The sequence below is a fragment of the Limnohabitans simekii (SeqCode) genome (assembly GCF_965234735.1).
Lineage (GTDB): Bacteria > Pseudomonadota > Gammaproteobacteria > Burkholderiales > Burkholderiaceae_C > Limnohabitans > Limnohabitans simekii.
Genome location: NZ_OZ248540.1, coordinates 102,165 through 118,887 on the forward strand (window position 1 = coordinate 102,165; position 16,723 = coordinate 118,887).

The following is a 16,723-nucleotide window of genomic DNA, read 5'->3' on the forward strand; positions in this document are numbered from 1 at the left end:
ATGAAAAAAACACCAGCTGACTTCAAAGGCAACAAGCAGAGCCTGCCCAGCAAACCTTGCAAAACCTGTGGCCGTGAGATGACCTGGCGCAAGGCGTGGGCGAAAAACTGGGAGCAGGTTTTGTATTGCTCTGACAAATGCAGGGCGGGCAAGACCCACCCGTCAAGCCTGGCTTAGTGCCGCCTTCATCGCCTCGGTCGCCATGTCTTCCAACTGGCCAAAGTCCATGTGCTGATGTGCTTCGCAAACAAACCAGGGTTCGCGTGAATCGGGTTCCAGCATGAAGCCGCGGTCGATCAAGCCCCAGGCAAAGCGGTTGTAGAGCGCACTGTTGGTCTTGCGCCAGTCGCGGTAGTTGGTAGGCACCGACGCACTGAAGTGGATGCCAAACATGGCCGGTGGTCCGGCGAATGCGTGTTCCACACCCGCTGCGGTGAAGACCCGGCCCAGCAAGGCTTGCAAGCGTTCGCCTGTGTGGTTGATGGTTTGCAGCGCATCGGTGTGGCTCAAGAGGTCCAAGGTTTTGTGGGCTGCACTCAAGCCTACCAAATTGCCAGTGTAGGTGCCGCCGTGCACCACAGCACCTGGTCCCGAGCCCACCACGTCCATCACCTCGGCGCGGCCACCAAAGGCCGCTACGGGGTAGCCATTGCCCATGGCTTTGGCATAGGTGCTCAAGTCGCCATAGATGCCGTACAAAGATTGGGCACCGCCTTTGGCCACGCGAAAGCCCGACTTCACCTCGTCGATGATCAACAGCGTGCCGTGCTGGGTGCACAGGTCGCGCAAGCGTTGCAACCAAGCTTGGCTGGCCGACACACTGCCTGCATTGCCAATGATGGGTTCCAACACCACGCAGGCCAATTGCTCGCCTTGGGTGTTGAACAGGTTCTCTAATGCCTCAAAGTCGTTGTGGCTGATGATGCTGAGCAACTCTCTGCTGCGGGCGGGGACACCGACGCCAAAAGGAATCACTTGCGGCGGGCTGCTGCCCCTGGGGTCCCAGTGTTCGATGTCCGACTTCCACATCATCTCGTCGTACAGGCCATGGAACGAACCTTCGACGATGGCAATGCGGTCCCGCTTGGTGAAGCCACGGGCGGTGCGCACCGCGCCCATCACGGCTTCGGTGCCCGAGTTGGCGAAACGCATTTTGTCGATCTGCGGGCACAGCGCTTTGATTTGCTTCACCACCAAGGTGTCGAGTTCGGTGGCAAAGCCGGTGAGGGTGCCGCGTTTTGTGATTTGTTCGATGACGGCCTTGTCCACACGGGCATCGCGGTAGCCCAAGATGATGGGCCCGTAGCCCAAACGGAAATCTACAAAGTCGCGGCCATCTTCATCGGTCAAGTTGCAGCCTTGGGCATGGGCCACAAACACGGTGCGGTCTTCGCCCCAATAACGGTAGTTCTCGGCCACGCCTTGCGGCATGTGCAAATGCGCCTCGGCCAGCAAACGCTTTTGTTGGCTCATGGGCGCAGCAGGTGGCCCACCCGCTCTTCCAGCAACTTCACCACATGCAACTCGGCGGCGTCGGGGCCGTAGGTTTGCATGGCTTCTTGAAACAAGGCTTGCGCTTTGCTGCCCATGGGCAACTCGTAGCCTTGGTTTTTGGCAATCTGGTTGATGAGGCCCAAGTCTTTGCAACACAAGGCCAATGAAAAACTCGGGTCGTAATGCCCGGCAAAAATGCTGGGCACATCATGCTCGGCCACCCAGCTGTTGCCCGCACTGGATTTGATGGCTTCCCATACGGTGTGCAGCGGAATGCCCGCTTTCGCGCCCAGCATCAAACCTTCGCCGATGGCGGCAGCGCTGACAAACCACAGCAAGTTTGTCAGCAGCTTGATGGTGGCCCCGTTGCCCGGCGCACCCACGTGGAAGATTTTTTCGCCAATCACCTCGAACAAGGCCTTGTGTTGTTCAAACAGCGTTTGCTCACCGCCCACAAAAATGGACAAGCGACCCAAGGCCGCCATGTCTACCGCGTTGGTGACAGGCGCTTCTAAAAAACCCAAACCTTTGCTGTGTGCCAAAGCCACCAGTTCCTGCACCAGTTCCACTGCGCTGGTGGACGTGTCGATGATGGACGCTCCAGGTTTGGCATGGGCCAAGACGCCGTGCTCGCCCAGCATGACCTCGCGCACTTGTGGTGGCCCGGGCAACGAGGCCATGACCACATCGGCGTTGGCGCAACCGGCAGCGATGCTGTCGGCCCAGACCGCACCCAGGCTGATGAGGTTTTGCGCTTTCTCGGGGCTGATGTCGTGCACGGTGAGCGGGTAACCGGCTTTGAGCAAATTGGCCGCCATGGGGTTGCCCATGTTGCCCACGCCAATGAAAAACAAACGGGGCAGTGCACTCATAGGCTCACTTTTTTGAATTGCAAAAACATCTTGTGCGCATCCGGCTGGTTCACAAACTCGAAGCCGAAACTGCGCATCAAGGCTTTGGCCTCTGTAAAGGTGTAGGTGCGGTAGTGCACGGTTTGGTCCATCACGGTTTGGGCGCCGTCTTTCAAGTAATAGTGCTTGGTGAAGCCAATCGGTGTGGTGTCGATTTTTTGCGAATACGCCATGCCATTGGAGATGGTGGTTTCGTAGTCGTGGTGTGGTCCTTGAATGCCCAGCAGCAAGGTGCCACCGGGGGCCATGTGCGCAGACAAACGCTCGAACCCCCTGCGGTTGGCTTCTTCGTCCGCAATATGGCTCACCATGAAGGGCTCTTTGTCGCCATCAATCACATAGTACCAAACGCCGCCGTAGGAAAACGCCAGTTCGTGCTGTACAGCCAGCGTCAATTCGCAAATGTTTTGCTGCGACAGGGAAATGGTGGTGAAGGGGGCCAGGCGTTTTTGCGCAATCGACAGCATCGGGCCGGTGAGATCGATGCCGGTGATGGGCAGGCTGGGCTGGCGTTTCGCCAGTTCTTCCAAAATCAAACCGGTGCCACAGCCAATTTCGAGGACATTTTGCTGGGGTCCGTGGGAGGTGAGGCTGTCCACAATTTTTTTGTAGTCGTAATAGCCCGAGGTCATGATGACGTCGTAGTAGCCCGACATGTTGGTGTAATCGCCCATGCTTTCCCTTGGAATTATCATTTTGGGCGACTTTAGCAAATTAAATGCTTTGATCCTGATTTGCTTGATGTGCATCAAGCTTGATTCCTATCATTCATCCACACTGAAGATTCACACACAAACCAAGGATCTCCAGTGAACAAATCTTCCGCAGTCTCTCGTTGGGCCCTGGCGCGGGTGGCCCTGGCGGCAAGTAACCCCCAAGCGTTCTGCGGTGTCAGTCTTTCACACTGACACCGTGGGAATGCACGCTTTGCTTGGGGCCAGCATCAGCTGTCTTGTCCACGCCAAGCCAAGTAAGCCGCCGACATGAACATGCTGGTGGCAACAAAGCCAAAACTGCTTTCAAGATGACCCGTGGCGAAGGCCACCAAGCCGATGCCAGCCGCGCCCACGGCATAGCCAATGTCGCGCCAAAAACGATAGATGCCAATGGCTGAAGCTCGCCAGGCGGGAGCCGCCAAATCCACCACCGCCGCACTCAAGTTGGGATAGAGCATGGCCATGCCCAAACCGGACAGCGCCGCCGCCGCCGCCCACCATGGGATGCCATGACCAATGGGAAACAGCGCCACACCCAAACCACACAAGCCCATACCGCCCAGGTTCAAACGGTGGCGACCGATGCGGTCTGACAGCGGTCCTGTGAACAATTGCATGACGCCCCATGTCAAGCCATAACTGCCCACCACCCAGCCAATGGCAGGCAGGGACAGGCCTTGTTGCATCAGGTAAATGGGCCAAATGATCCACACCAAGGCATCGACAAACTTTTCCACCAAACCGGCTTGGCTCAAAGCCGCCATGCGTTTGTCTTGCCAAGTCATCAGCCGAAAAACAGACCAGGTGCTCAGCGCCGTTGCATGGGAATGACTGGCTTGTTGGGGGTGCAGTGCCAGCCATGGCCGACTGTCCACCACCGCGAACAGCGATGACAATGTGGCCAGACCAATCACACCAGCACCGAACCACAACAACCCGGCGCGAGGCCCTAGCCAGTCGGCGGCGTAGCCGGTGGCAATGCCTGCCACGGCCACGCCCACGTAACCCGCAAACTCGTTCAAACCAATCACCAAACCACGTTGACGGGGCGTGGTGAAGTCGAGCACCGAGGTTTGGGTCATGGACCAGGTGAGGCCTTGGTTGGCCCCCAACAGCAAGGTGGCCGCCACGATCCAAGCCCAGTTTGGGCTGAAAAAAATCAAGAAGGGAATGGGCCAAGCCAGCAGCCAGCCCAGCAACAACACCTTTTGTCGACCATGTTGCTCGGCCAACCGGCCAGCAAGGAAATTCATCCCGCCCTTGACCAAGCCAAAGGCCACCACAAAAGTGACCAACAACATGAAGGAGCCGCGCGGCACACCAAATTCAGATTCGGCCAACGCAGGCACCACGTTGCGCATCATGCCCACCGTCATGCCCACCAACAGCACTTGCAGCAGCTGCTGCAACACCTGGTTCAGGTTGTGGCGCACACCCAGTTGCATGGTGGTCATGTGCTGGCCTGTGAACTGGGAAGCAGCCGGGGTGTCATCAAGGCTTCAATGTGCCTGGATGATGTCGGGCGTCAAGGCTTGAATGGCTTGGTAGTTGGTTAAAAACACCTGGCCGTGCAAATGCTTGAGGAAATGCGTGGTGTTGAGCTTGTCCATCACCGGGCCTTTGATTTCCGAGAAGTGCAGGGCGATGCCCGAGTCTTTCAAACGGCTGGCAATCGCTTCCAAACTTTCCAAGGCACTGGCGTCGATGTCGTTCACCGCCGAGCATTGCAACAACACATGTTCAAGTTCAGGGCGCGATGCCACTTCAGCGTTGATGCGGTCTTCCACCCCCCGCGCATTGGCAAAGAACATGCTGGCATCGACCCGCAGGCAGACCAACTTGGGACTCACCAACACGTCGTGGCGCAGCACGTTGCGGAAATACTCGGTGCCGGGCACCAAGCCCACGGTGGCAATGTGGGGCCGACTGGCACGGAACAAAAACAGCGCCAAAGACACCACCACACCCATGACCAAGCCGCTTTCCACACCCACCAGCAGGGTGGCCAACAAGGTGGTGGCCACGGCGATGAAGTCGAGTTTGGAAAAGCGCCAAGTGGATTTCAAAATGCTGAAGTCGACAAGCGACAACACGGCCACCACGATGGTGGCGGCCAAGGTGGCTTGCGGCAAATAAAACAGCGCGGGTGTCAAGAACATGGAGGCCAAGGTGATGCCCACTGCGGTGTAAACCCCCGCTGCTGGCGTGACCGCACCGGCATCAAAGTTGACCACCGAGCGTGCAAAACCGCCTGTGACGGGGAAGCCGCCGGTGAAAGCGGCTGACAAATTGCTGGCACCCAAGGCCACCAACTCTTGGTCGGGCTCGATGCGCTGGCGCCGCTTGGCAGCCAGGGTTTGACCCACCGACACCGATTCCACAAACCCCACCACGCTGATGAGCAAGGCGGGCACCAACAGTTCTTGCCAGAGCGCCCAATCCCACAACGGAGCGGTGAGGGGTGGCAGGCCTTGCGGCACGGTGCCCACCAGTTTCATCCCTTGGCCTTGCCAGTCCAGCCCCCAAGCCAGCGCAGTGGTGAGCGCAATCGCCACCACCGGTCCTGCTTTGGCCAACACATCGGCCAGCTTGGGTGTCAAACCCGCGCGGATGAGCAAGGGTTTCAAGCCCTTGCGCACCCAAAATAAAAAGACGGTGGCTGCGATGCCCACCATCAAGGTGAGCAGGTGCAGGTTCGAGGCTTGGTGAGCCAGCGACATCAAGAGTTCGATGAAGTTGTGGCCTTCGGCTTTCACACCCATGATGGTCTTGAGTTGGCTGAGCGCAATCAGCAAACCAGAGGCGGAGATGAAGCCAGAAATCACAGGGTGGCTCAAAAAATTGGCCAAGAAACCCAAACGCAGCAAGCCCATGAGCAACAACATGCCACCCGATAAAAACGCCAAGGTGATGGCCACCTGCCAATAAGCATGGCTGCCTGCAACCGCATGTTCGGCCACCGTCGCCGCGGTCATGAGCGACACCACGGCCACCGGGCCTACGGCCAACACCCGACTGCTGCCCAACACTGCGTAAAGCAGCAATGGGGCCACGCTGGCATACAAACCCACCTCGGGCGGCAACCCCGCCAGCAAGGCATAAGCCAGGCTTTGCGGAATCAGCATGATGGTGACGATCAGTGCCGCCACCGCGTCATTGGTGAAGGTATCTCGGTTGTATGCACGGCCCCAGTCCAGCAGGGGCACCGAAGGCAGCCAGCGGGTCAAAGCAGTCATCAGCCCACCATTTCAGGTTGTGCCATCCACTCACGGCCTTTGAGCATGGCTTCCCAATAGATGGGGGGCAGGACGCGTTCTTTCAGGTACCATGCCAAAGCAGAGGGCTTTGTGCCATCGATCAGCCAAGAAGGGAAGCTGGGGGCCAGCTTGCCCCCGTAGGTGAATTCGGCCAACACGATCTTGCCGCGTTCCACCGTGAGTGGGCATGAACCATAGCCGTCGTACTTGGCAATGCCTTGGCGTTGACCCATGGCCACCAAGAGGTTGTGGGCCACCACGGGGGCTTGCTTGCGCGCGGCCGCAGCGGTTTTGGCATTGGTGGTGTTGGCCACGTCGCCCAAAGCAAACACATTGGCATAGGTTTTGTGGCGCAGAGAAGACGGGTCCACATCCACCCAACCAGCGGCGTCCACCAGGGGGCTGACACGCACGAAGTCGGGGGCTTTTTGTGGGGGCACCACGTGGATCATGTCAAAGTCACGCACCACTTTTTCTTTGCTGCCATCGGCCATGTTTTTCATGAACGTGGCTTGGTGCGCTGGACCGTCCACCGCCACCAAGGTTTCACCAAAGTTCAGGCCAATGCGGTATTTCTTGACATATTCCATGAGCGCTGGGACATAGTCGGCCACCCCAAACAGCACCGCACCCGCATTGCAAAACTGGATGTCGATGTTGTTGAGCACGCCCTGTCGGGTCCAGTGGTCGGCTGACAAGTACATGGCTTTTTGGGGTGCGCCTGCGCATTTGATCGGCATGGGCGGCTGGCTAAAAATCGCCTTACCGCCTTTCAAGCTTTGCACCAATTCCCAGGTGTAGGGAGCGAGGTCAAAGCGGTAATTGGAGGTGACGCCGTTGCGCCCCAGGGTGTCGCTCAAGCCTTCAATGCCTTGCCAATCCAGCTTCAAGCCAGGGCAAACCACCAGCTGTTTGTATTTGACGACCCGGCAGCCTTCCAAAATGACTTGGTTGTGCTCGGGTTCGAATGCAGCCACAGCCGCTTTGATCCAACTGACATCCGTGGGGATGACCGAGGCCATGGTGCGAGCGGTTTCACCGGGTTTGAAGATGCCGCCACCCACCATGGTCCAACCTGGTTGGTAGAAGTGGGCGTCGGCTGGGTCGATGATGGCGATGTCCAACTGTGGGCTGCGGGCCAACAAACTGGAGGCCACGGAGATGCCTGCGGCACCACCGCCGACGATCACCACATCGTGGCTGGCATCGGCTTGGTCTGAGGGCGTTTTGCCGCCATTGGCGATGCGTTGCACCAAAGGCTTCAAGTCGAAACCGACCTTGGTGGAGGCTTCCAAAATTTGCGGCAAAGGGGTGACACCGGATTGCGCCAAAGCCCACATGGTGGTGGAGCGCATGCCGCTTCGGCAATAGGCCAGAACCGGGCCGGGCAGGGTTTGCAGCAACTGGCCAAAAACCTTGCCGTCTTGGTCACTCACCTTACCTGTTTCAGCAGGCAGGTATTGGGCTTGCAGGCCATATTGACGAGCCGCAGCTTCAATTTCTTGGAAGCTGGGTTGGTCTGGACCTTCGCCATCAGGACGGTTGCAAATGATGGCTTTGAAGCCGGCCTCAGCCACAGCTTGCATCTCGGAAATCAAGATCTGGGGGCTGATGGAAAGGTTGGAGGTGAGTGCTTTGATGTCCATGATATGTCCAGTTGTGAGGCTCAAGCCGCGTTGAATTTTTCTTTGCGGGGTGCGTGGACAAAACGGTCCATGAGTTCAAAGCCCAACATGCCGACCAACATGGCCAACACGAACACCAGCGCTTTGGGTTGGCCATCGGCCATTGAAACCAGGGCAGGGCCGGGGCAAAAACCGGCCAGTCCCCAGCCCGTGCCAAACATCAAACTACCGATGACCAGCTTTTTGTCGATGTCCATGTTGGTGGGGAAACGCAACACGCCGCCCAAGAACGTGGTGGTGCGTTTTTTGGCGACGGTGAAAGCGAAAAAGCCCACCATGATGGCGCCGCCCATGACCAGGGCGAGCGATGGGTCCCAACTGCCAAACAGGTCGAGAAAACCGATCACCTTGCCTGGGTCGGTCATGCCTGACAGCATCAGGCCGAGGCCAAAGCTCAGGCCAACCGCGAATTCGACGAGATGGTGGATGTGGTTTTTTTGAATCATGATGTTTTCCTTAAATGACGTGACGCATGACGTAAACAGTGATGAAGCCAGCGCCCATGAATGAAGCGGTGGCCACCAAAGATCGAGGAGACAAACGGCTCAAGCCGCAGACCCCGTGACCGCTGGTGCAACCCGAGGCATAGCGGGTGCCGATACCGACCAACAAACCTGCGGCCACCACCAAGAAATCGCTCGCTTCAATCCGGGGTGCAGTGATGTATTGCACGGGTACCACGGCATGAAAAACAGCGGGTGCTGCAAACAGGCCCAGCATGAAAGCGATCCGCCAAGTGGTGTCCCCCACTTTGGGAGGGAACAGCCCACCCAAGATGCCACTGATACCCAGGATGCGGCCATTCACCAGGATGAAAATAGCCGAGGCCAGCCCCAAAATGATGCCGCCGGTAAGGGATGCCCAAGGGGTGAAATTTGTCCAATCGATGCTCATGTGTTGTCTCCTGCGTTAGGTCTGCAAAATTGATCAAATAAAACGTTCATGACCGCCAGCGCTTGCGGGCTGGCGATTTGGTAATAGATGTTTTTGCCGTCGCGGCGTGTGGTCACCAGTTCTTCATCCCGTAAGACAGTGAGCTGCTGGGACAGGGTGGGTTGCATGATTCCTAAGATTTCTTCCAACTCTCCCACGCGCTTCTCACTTTGTGAGAGCTGGCAAAGCAGCATCAGGCGATCGGGGTTGGAGAGGACTTTCATCAGTCGGCAGGCATTTCCTGCCGACGCTTTCATTTTGTCGAGGTCCAAGGTGGTGGTGTCCATGGGCGGTTTTCCTGGCTGTTTTGAAGAAGATGCGAAAAGTATATTGACAAACAAAATATTTGTCAATATATTATCGGAAATCTAATTCAAAAGGAGTTTTCGATGAGCACCGCCACCCTCAACCCCCAAGTTCACGGCATTTTTGACCCGGCCACCTGGACCGTGACCTATGTGGTTTTTGAAAAACCAGGCTCGGCCTGCGCCATCATCGACTCGGTTTTGGACTACGACCCCAAGTCGGGGCGCACCAGCCACAAGTCTGCTGACAAAGTGATTGAGTTTGTCAAAGCCAACGATTTGAAAGTGGAATGGATTCTGGAAACCCATGCCCATGCCGACCATTTGTCCGCTGCGCCTTATTTGAAACAGCATTTGGGTGGCAAAACCGCCATTGGCGACCACATCAGCGGCGTGCAAAAAGTGTTCAAGGGCATTTTCAACATGGAAGCTGATTTCAAGCCGGATGGCTCACAGTTTGACCATTTGTTCGCTGAAGGCGAAGTGGTGCAAGTGGGCGGTCTCACCGGCCACACGATGTATGTGCCCGGTCACACGCCCGCTTGCGTGGCCTACCAGTTTGGCGACGCGGTGTTTGTGGGTGACACCATGTTCATGCCCGATGTGGGCACTGCCCGCTGTGACTTTCCTGGTGGCGATGCGAAAACCCTGTACGCCTCCACCCGCAAGATCTTGAGCCTGCCGCCTCAAACCCGTTTGTTCATGTGCCACGATTACCCACCCAACGGTCGGGCGGTGAATTTCGAGACCACCGTCGCCGAGCAAAAAGCCAAGAACATCCATGTGCATGACGGCATCAGTGAAGCCGAGTTTGTGGCGATGCGCACCAAGCGCGACGCCACCTTGGAAATGCCGGTGCTGATCCTGCCAGCGGTGCAAATCAACATCCGTGCGGGCGAGTTGCCACCCAAGGAAGACAACGGCATTGCCTACGCCAAAATCCCGCTGAACGCACTGTGAACGGGCGCAAACCATGACAGGTTTTTCCAACCCTCAAGCCATGTGGGACAAACGGTTTTCCACATCGGCGTATGTGTTCGGTGAAGAGCCCAATGCATTTTTGGTGGACCAAGCTGCTTTGTTGGGCCAAGGCCGTGCCTTGGCTTTGGCCGATGGCGAGGGGCGCAACAGTGTTTGGTTGGCCCAGCAAGGCTTCACGGTTGATGCCTTTGATTTTTCTGTTCCAGCGATCGACAAAGCCAAAGCGCTGGCCAAGAAGCACCAGGTGAGCGTGAATTTCATCCACAGTGATTGGCAGTCGTTTGACTGGAAGCCCGCGCATTACGACCTGGTCGCGGGTGTCTTTTTCCAATTTGCAGCACCCGATGAACGTGCCGAGTTGTTTGAAAAAATCAAGCAATGCCTCAAGCCAGGAGGCGTGCTGCTGATCCAAGGCTATGGCAAAAACCAGTTGACTTACAAGACGGGTGGCCCAGACAAGCTGGATCATTTGTACGACGAAGACTTGCTGCGTCAAGCCTTTGCCGGCTTTGATGTGCAGGTCTGTCAAACCTATGAAACCAGCATTCAAGAGGGTGCAGGCCACAGTGGCATGTCAGCACTGGTGGGCTTTGTAGCCAAAAAACCATGAACCCCTTGCATCTGGTTTGTCCCCATTGCAACGCCACCAACCGGGTGCCGTCTGACAAATTGCAAGCCGAGTTGAGCTGTGGGGTGTGCCATGCGCCCTTGCTCAGTCATCAACCCGACAACTTGGGCGAAGCCGCTTTCAAGGCGCAATTGGCCAAAAGCGATTTGCCTTTGGTGGTGGACTTTTGGGCGCCGTGGTGTGGCCCTTGTCGGATGATGGCACCCGCATACGAAAAAGTGAGTCAAGACATGCATGGGCGAGCCCGCTTTGTGAAGGTCAACACCGAGGACGAACAAAGCTTGGCTGCGACCTACAACATTCGAAGCATTCCCACATTGGCGGTGTTTGCGGCTGGCCGTGAACTGGCCAGACAACCTGGGGCGATGTCGGCCCCCGATTTGGCGCGTTGGGTCAGCGCTGCGTTGCTCAAGGTTTGAACTGACCCCAAACTTCAAGGAAACATCATGACTCAAAACGTTGGCGGCATCGACCGCATTCTTCGCATCGCAGTTGGCTTGGTGCTGGTCATTTTGGCCGCCACTGGCGTCCTGGGCCCATGGGCCTGGCTGGGCGTGATCTTGCTGGCGACCGGACTCGTGGGCATTTGCATGCCTTACAAATTGTTTGGTTTCAGCACCTGTGCCATCAAAACCGATCCCAACTCTGTGACTGAATGAGATAAACCATGGACACCCTTGATCCGATTTTGCTGGCGCGTGTGCAATTTGCTGCCAACATCACTTTTCATATTTTGTTTCCCACCATCAGCATTGCCATGGGCTGGTTTTTATTGTTTTTCAAAACCCGCTTTGTGGCCACTGGTGAGCAACATTGGATGGACGCCTACCAGTTCTGGATCAAGATCTTTGCCCTGACCTTTGCTTTGGGCGTGGTCAGCGGCATCACCATGAGTTTCCAGTTCGGTACCAATTGGCCGGGCTTCATGAACACCGTGGGCAATATTGCAGGGCCACTGTTGGCCTATGAGGTGCTGACCGCTTTCTTCTTGGAAGCCACTTTCTTGGGCATCATGCTGTTTGGTCGTGGCCGTGTCAGCGAAGGGGTGCATACCTTGGCCACCTGGTTGGTGGCTTTGGGCACCACAGCGTCGGCCTTTTGGATTCTGGCGCTCAACTCCTGGATGCACACACCCGCTGGTTTCGAGATGATCAACGGGCAAGCCCACGTCACCAGTTGGTTTGAGGTGATCTTCAACCCTTCATTCCCTTACCGCATGACGCACATGTTGCTGGCCTCGGGTTTGACGGCGTCCTTTTTGCTGGCTGGCATCAGCGCCTATCGGTGGTTGAAAAACGACCGCGCCAAAGACGTGATGGCCGCGCTGCGCACCGGTGTCACGGTGGCAGCGATCTTGATTCCGGTGCAAATTTTCGTGGGTGATCTGCATGGTCTGAACACCTTGAAATACCAACCCGCCAAGCTGGCGGCGATGGAAGGTATTTGGGAAACCCAGAAAGGCGTGCCTGCCGTGTTGTTCGCCATCCCTGACCAAGCCACGCAGTCCAACAAGTATGAAATAGCCATCCCCAAGCTGGCCTCTTTTTACCTGACCCATGACTGGAATGGCGAAGTCAAGGGCATCAAAGATTTTGCCGAGCATCCGCCGGTCGGGCCCGTGTTTTGGGCGTTTCGCATCATGGTCGGCGTGGGCTTGCTCATGCTCGCTGTCAGCTGGTTTGCCAGTTACGAATTGAAATTCAAAAATACTTTGTCACAACGAACTGCCATGGTGTTGGTGGCGATGACCTTTGCGGGCTGGGTGGCCTTGGTGTCGGGTTGGTATGTCACAGAAATTGGCCGTCAACCTTGGCTGGTGCATGGTGTGCTGACCACGGCACAAGCAGCGTCGCAAGTGCCTGCAGGGAATATCGCGCTGTCCTTGGCCATGTACCTCACGCTTTATGCAGCCTTGCTGTCGGCCTATGTGTCGGTGGTGTTTTACTTGGCCAAGAAAGCGACTCAGGGCCGTGAAGAGCCTCGTTTGTACAACCAAGGACTGCGCCATGTCTGAGTTTGGTATTGACTTGACCAGTCCCAGCGGTTGGCTGCCCTTGGTGTTTGCACTTGTCATGGCCCTGGCCATGCTGGCCTATGTCATCTTGGACGGTTACGACCTGGGCGTGGGTGCCTTGCTGGAGAGCGCCGACACGCTGAAGCACAAAGACACCATGATCGCCAGCATCGGCCCGTTTTGGGACGCCAACGAAACCTGGTTGGTGCTGGGTGTCGGTGTCTTGTTGGTGGGTTTTCCTTTGGCGCATGGCGTGATTTTGGGTGCCCTCTATTTGCCGGTGGCGCTGATGCTGGTGGCGTTGTCTCTGCGCGGCGTGGCTTTTGACTTTCGGGTCAAAGCCAAAGCACAGCACCGTCCACTGTGGGACAAAACCTTTTACGTCGGCTCGGTGTTGGCGTCGTGGTCGCAAGGCTTCATGTTGGGGCAGCTCATCACCGGCTTCAAGCAAGACACGCCGGGCTACGTGTTCAGCGCACTCATCGGCTTTTGTCTGGTGTTCGCTTACCGACTGCTGGGTGCCGGTTGGTTGATCATGAAAACCGAAGGCGCTTTGCAGTTGCGGGCTGTGGCGTGGGCGCAAGGCAGTTTGTGGCTGACCGCTGCGGGTGTGTTGGCCATTTCCGTGGCCACACCGTGGGTGAGTCCACGCATATTCGACAAGTGGTTCAGCTTTCCCAACCTGCTCATGCTGTTGCCGATTCCAGCCATGACCTTGGGTTTGTTCTTGGTAATCTGGCGCAGTTTGTCTCGCTTGCCCGTTCGGTTTGCGCAAGGCAACCAATACGGCGCAGCCGTGCCTTTCGCCAGCACGGTGGGTGTGTTTTTGCTCTCGTTTTATGGCTTGGCCTACAGCTTGTTCCCCTGGTTGGTGATTGACAAGCTCAACATCTGGCAAGCCGCCAGTTCACCCGAGGCCTTGTTGGTGATTTTTTACGGTGTGGTGGTGGTGCTGCCCGTCATCATTGGCTACACCGTTTTCGCTTACCGCGTGTTTTGGGGCAAGTCCACCCAACTCACGTATTGATTTTTTGAAAGAACTACATGGCCTATACACACAAATTTCAGCAGTTGGCAGATACCGCCATGGCGCAGGTGACGGGCGTTGCGCCAGACCAAGTGGATGCGCTCTTGGCACAAGGCGCTGTGGCGCTGGACATCCGCGACAAAGAAGAACATGACGCTGACCACCTGCCAGGCTCTTTGCATGTGAGTCGCGGCAAGCTGGAAATGAACATTGAGGGCGTTATCTCCGACCTGAACACCACCGTGCTTTGCTATTGCAATGCCAACAACCGTGGCGCTTTGTCGGCTAACACCTTGCGTCAAATGGGTTATGTGAATGCCCATTACATCGCTGGTGGATTGAAGGCTTATCGGGCTTTGGGCTGATGATGCAGCGCTGGCTGCTTTGTGCAGTGGCCACTGGGTTACTGGCACTCAGCGCCGTTGCACAAACCGCTGAACGACCTGCTGAAACGGCTTGCATGGTCTGCCCCCAACATCTGGGGCAGGGTATTTACATGGTGCAAGGGGTCACCGCCTTGGGCACAGTGGCCAACCGCAATTTCATCTCCAATGCAGGTTTTGTCATCACACCGCATGGCGTGGTGGTCATAGATGCTCTGGGTTCTCCCACCTTGGCGCAAGCCTTGGTCGAGGAGATTCGCCAGATCACGCCTTTGCCCATCACCCATGTGTTGGTCACCCATTTCCATGCAGACCATATTTATGGCTTGCAGGTTTTCAAGGCCTTGGGGGCACATATCGTGGCGCATGAGGCGGGCAAACAATACTTGCACTCTGACACCGCCAAAGCACGTTTGGCCGCGTCCCGCCAAGAGCTGTCGCCTTGGGTGGATGCTCAAACCGAGTTGGTGTTTGCCGATGATTGGTTGACCCAAGACCGGACGCTGACGGTGGGTGGGGTGGTGTTTGAGCTCATGCACTTGGGCCCAGCCCATACCTTGGAGGACACGGTGGTCTACCTGCCCCAGCAGCAGGTTTTGTTCGTCGGGGATGTGATGTTTCGACAGCGCATTCCCTTCGTGGGTCAAGCTGACAGCCAGCATTGGCAACAAGCCTTGACAAGGCTCTCAGGCTTGAGCGCGGTCTGGGTGGTGCCTGGCCATGGACCGGCCTCGAAAGATTTCAAACAAGACCTGCTGTTGACGCAGGATTACTTGCAGTTTTTACGGCGAAACATGCTGCGAGCTGTTGAAGAAGGCTTGTCATTTGAAGAAGCCTACCAAGCTGCTGATTGGTCGCGGTTCAAGCATTTGCCACTTTTTGGGGCGGCCAACCGGATGAACGCCTTCAATATCTTCTTGCAACTTGAACAGGAAGCCTTGAAACCATGAAATACCAAGGGTTTCTACCAGTATTTCAACCATTAAAGAAGATATATATTATTCCCAGTTAATTTATAAATTTACATTTAAGAAAGATCGATGTGAATAAATTGCCCGGCAAGATTCTGAAAGCACCAGAATATTTTCTGACTCAGAAAGACATTCAGGCGGTCAAAACCCAAGCGCCGCAGGGCCGTCGTGATTTCTTAGCCCAGGCCTTGGCGGCTGCGGCTGGCGTCACGGCCACGGCCAGTGCGGTTGCGCAAGCCGCCGCCGAAGGGGACCCCCACATCCTGAACCTGCCCGCCCACGCCACCGGCTTGGGGCAGGGCGTGGCCTCGCCCGGTTACGGCAAGCCCTCCCAGTTCGAAGCCAATTTGCAGCGTCGACAAAGCCCAGGCCTGACCCAAACCACCCAAGCGTCGGTGTCGTTTGCGCCCTTGCAGTCTTTGTTTGGCATCGTCACGCCCAGTGGCTTGCATTTCGAACGTCATCACCAAGGCTGGTGGGACATCGATCCGACCAAGCATCGCTTCATGGTCAACGGTTTGGTGAAAACGCCCAAGGTGTTCACCATGGACGATTTGATGCGCTTGCCCTCGGTCAGTCGATTTCATTTCATCGAATGTGGTGCCAATACCGGCATGGAGTGGGGCAATGTGGCGGTCCCCACGGTGCAATACACACACGGCATGTTGTCCTGCAGTGAATTCACCGGTGTGCCCCTCATCACCCTCTTGGAGCACTGCGGTGCCGATTTGAAAGCCGGTCAATTCGTGTTGGCCGAAGGCGGTGATGGTTCGTCCATGACCCGCACCATCCCGATGAGCCTCATCAAATCGGGTGAAGTCTTGGTGGCTTATGGCCAAAACGGTGAAATGCTGCGCCCCGAAAACGGCTACCCCCTGCGCTTGGTGGTGCCCGGTGTGCAGGGTGTGAGTTGGGTCAAGTATTTGCGCCGCATCGAGTTGGGCGACAAACCCTATGGCACCAAAGACGAAGCCATTCACTACATCGACTTGATGCCCGATGGCAGCCACCGCCAATACAGCGGCATTCAAGAATGCAAAAGCGTGGTCACCACCCCTTCGGGCGGTCAAGCCTTGCTGGACAAAGGTTTTTACAACATCACGGGTCTGGCTTGGTCTGGTCGCGGTGTCATCAAAAAGGTGGATGTGTCGGTGGATGGCGGCGCCAATTGGAAACCAGCGCGCTTGGAGTCCCCGGTGCTCAGCAAATGCCTGACCCGTTTCAACCTCGATTGGGTGTGGGATGGCAAGCCATCCATCATTCAAAGCCGAGCCACCGACGACACCGGCTTTGTGCAACCCACCATCAAGCAGTTGCGCGAGGTGCGCGGCACGCGTTCCATCTATCACAACAACGCGATTCAATCTTGGTTGGTGCAAGAAAGCGGCGAGGTCAAAAATGTACAAGTCTCTTGAGTT

General features: G+C 56.6%; 19 protein-coding genes. 10 read left to right on the forward strand and 9 right to left on the reverse strand.

Annotation, left to right across the window (positions count from 1 at the left end; genetic code table 11):
- Positions 1–177, forward strand: coding sequence for a DUF2256 domain-containing protein (locus tag AC8GFP_RS00495; protein WP_506609209.1), 177 nt, complete (start codon positions 1–3; stop codon positions 175–177).
- Here the strand turns inward: AC8GFP_RS00495 and AC8GFP_RS00500 are convergent.
- The 9 genes from AC8GFP_RS00500 to AC8GFP_RS00540 form a co-directional block, all read right to left on the reverse strand.
- Complete coding sequence (locus AC8GFP_RS00500; RefSeq protein ID WP_506609211.1) at positions 163–1,473, reverse strand: aspartate aminotransferase family protein; 1,311 nt, start codon at positions 1,471–1,473, stop codon at positions 163–165. The two genes, AC8GFP_RS00495 and AC8GFP_RS00500, sit on opposite strands and share 15 nt — an antisense overlap.
- Positions 1,470–2,366, reverse strand: coding sequence for an NAD(P)-dependent oxidoreductase (locus AC8GFP_RS00505; RefSeq protein WP_506609213.1), 897 nt, complete (start codon positions 2,364–2,366; stop codon positions 1,470–1,472). The genes AC8GFP_RS00500 and AC8GFP_RS00505 overlap by 4 nt, the downstream gene beginning before the upstream one ends.
- On the reverse strand, positions 2,363–3,079 hold the full coding sequence (locus AC8GFP_RS00510) for a class I SAM-dependent methyltransferase (RefSeq protein ID WP_506609214.1): 717 nt from the start codon (positions 3,077–3,079) through the stop codon (positions 2,363–2,365). Before AC8GFP_RS00510 ends, AC8GFP_RS00505 begins: the two co-directional genes overlap by 4 nt.
- A 269-nt stretch (positions 3,080–3,348) precedes the next feature.
- Positions 3,349–4,575, reverse strand: coding sequence for an MFS transporter (locus AC8GFP_RS00515; protein WP_506609216.1), 1,227 nt, complete (start codon positions 4,573–4,575; stop codon positions 3,349–3,351).
- Between the two features lie 45 nt (positions 4,576–4,620).
- Positions 4,621–6,357: a SulP family inorganic anion transporter gene (locus tag AC8GFP_RS00520; RefSeq protein ID WP_506609218.1), complete on the reverse strand. Its 1,737-nt coding sequence runs from the start codon at positions 6,355–6,357 to the stop codon at positions 4,621–4,623.
- A complete protein-coding gene (locus tag AC8GFP_RS00525; RefSeq protein ID WP_506609220.1) occupies positions 6,357–8,024 on the reverse strand; it encodes a bifunctional protein tyrosine phosphatase family protein/NAD(P)/FAD-dependent oxidoreductase in 1,668 nt (555 codons plus the stop codon). The genes AC8GFP_RS00520 and AC8GFP_RS00525 overlap by 1 nt, the downstream gene beginning before the upstream one ends.
- A 20-nt stretch (positions 8,025–8,044) precedes the next feature.
- Positions 8,045–8,509 carry a DUF6691 family protein gene (locus AC8GFP_RS00530; RefSeq protein WP_506609222.1) on the reverse strand — a complete coding sequence of 155 codons (465 nt, stop codon included), beginning with the start codon at positions 8,507–8,509 and terminating at the stop codon, positions 8,045–8,047.
- A 10-nt stretch (positions 8,510–8,519) separates the two neighbouring features.
- Complete coding sequence (locus tag AC8GFP_RS00535) at positions 8,520–8,957, reverse strand: YeeE/YedE family protein (protein ID WP_506609223.1); 438 nt, start codon at positions 8,955–8,957, stop codon at positions 8,520–8,522.
- Positions 8,954–9,283 carry an ArsR/SmtB family transcription factor gene (locus AC8GFP_RS00540; RefSeq protein ID WP_506609225.1) on the reverse strand — a complete coding sequence of 110 codons (330 nt, stop codon included), beginning with the start codon at positions 9,281–9,283 and terminating at the stop codon, positions 8,954–8,956. Before AC8GFP_RS00540 ends, AC8GFP_RS00535 begins: the two co-directional genes overlap by 4 nt.
- A 102-nt stretch (positions 9,284–9,385) precedes the next feature.
- Between AC8GFP_RS00540 and AC8GFP_RS00545 the strand changes: the two genes are divergently transcribed.
- The 9 genes from AC8GFP_RS00545 (at position 9,386) to soxC (ending at position 16,720) form a co-directional block, all read left to right on the forward strand.
- Positions 9,386–10,261 (forward strand): MBL fold metallo-hydrolase, encoded by an 876-nt coding sequence (locus AC8GFP_RS00545; RefSeq protein WP_506609227.1) that lies wholly within the window; start codon positions 9,386–9,388, stop codon positions 10,259–10,261.
- A 13-nt stretch (positions 10,262–10,274) separates the two neighbouring features.
- Positions 10,275–10,892 (forward strand): class I SAM-dependent methyltransferase, encoded by a 618-nt coding sequence (locus AC8GFP_RS00550; protein WP_506609229.1) that lies wholly within the window; start codon positions 10,275–10,277, stop codon positions 10,890–10,892.
- Complete coding sequence (trxC, locus tag AC8GFP_RS00555; protein WP_506609230.1) at positions 10,889–11,329, forward strand: thioredoxin TrxC; 441 nt, start codon at positions 10,889–10,891, stop codon at positions 11,327–11,329. Before AC8GFP_RS00550 ends, trxC begins: the two co-directional genes overlap by 4 nt.
- A 27-nt stretch (positions 11,330–11,356) precedes the next feature.
- Entirely contained in the window at positions 11,357–11,569 is a 213-nt protein-coding gene (locus tag AC8GFP_RS00560; RefSeq protein WP_506609231.1) for a YgaP family membrane protein, read from the forward strand.
- A gap of 8 nt (positions 11,570–11,577) precedes the next feature.
- Complete coding sequence (locus AC8GFP_RS00565; protein ID WP_506609232.1) at positions 11,578–12,924, forward strand: cytochrome ubiquinol oxidase subunit I; 1,347 nt, start codon at positions 11,578–11,580, stop codon at positions 12,922–12,924.
- On the forward strand, positions 12,917–13,951 hold the full coding sequence (locus AC8GFP_RS00570; RefSeq protein WP_506609233.1) for a cytochrome d ubiquinol oxidase subunit II: 1,035 nt from the start codon (positions 12,917–12,919) through the stop codon (positions 13,949–13,951). Before AC8GFP_RS00565 ends, AC8GFP_RS00570 begins: the two co-directional genes overlap by 8 nt.
- A 17-nt stretch (positions 13,952–13,968) precedes the next feature.
- Positions 13,969–14,316: a rhodanese-like domain-containing protein gene (locus AC8GFP_RS00575; protein ID WP_506609235.1), complete on the forward strand. Its 348-nt coding sequence runs from the start codon at positions 13,969–13,971 to the stop codon at positions 14,314–14,316.
- A 2-nt stretch (positions 14,317–14,318) separates the two neighbouring features.
- Positions 14,319–15,284 carry an MBL fold metallo-hydrolase gene (locus tag AC8GFP_RS00580; RefSeq protein ID WP_506609236.1) on the forward strand — a complete coding sequence of 322 codons (966 nt, stop codon included), beginning with the start codon at positions 14,319–14,321 and terminating at the stop codon, positions 15,282–15,284.
- 92 nt (positions 15,285–15,376) lie between these two features.
- A complete protein-coding gene (soxC, locus tag AC8GFP_RS00585) occupies positions 15,377–16,720 on the forward strand; it encodes a sulfite dehydrogenase (RefSeq protein ID WP_506609238.1) in 1,344 nt (447 codons plus the stop codon).
- Positions 16,721–16,723 lie beyond the last annotated feature (3 nt).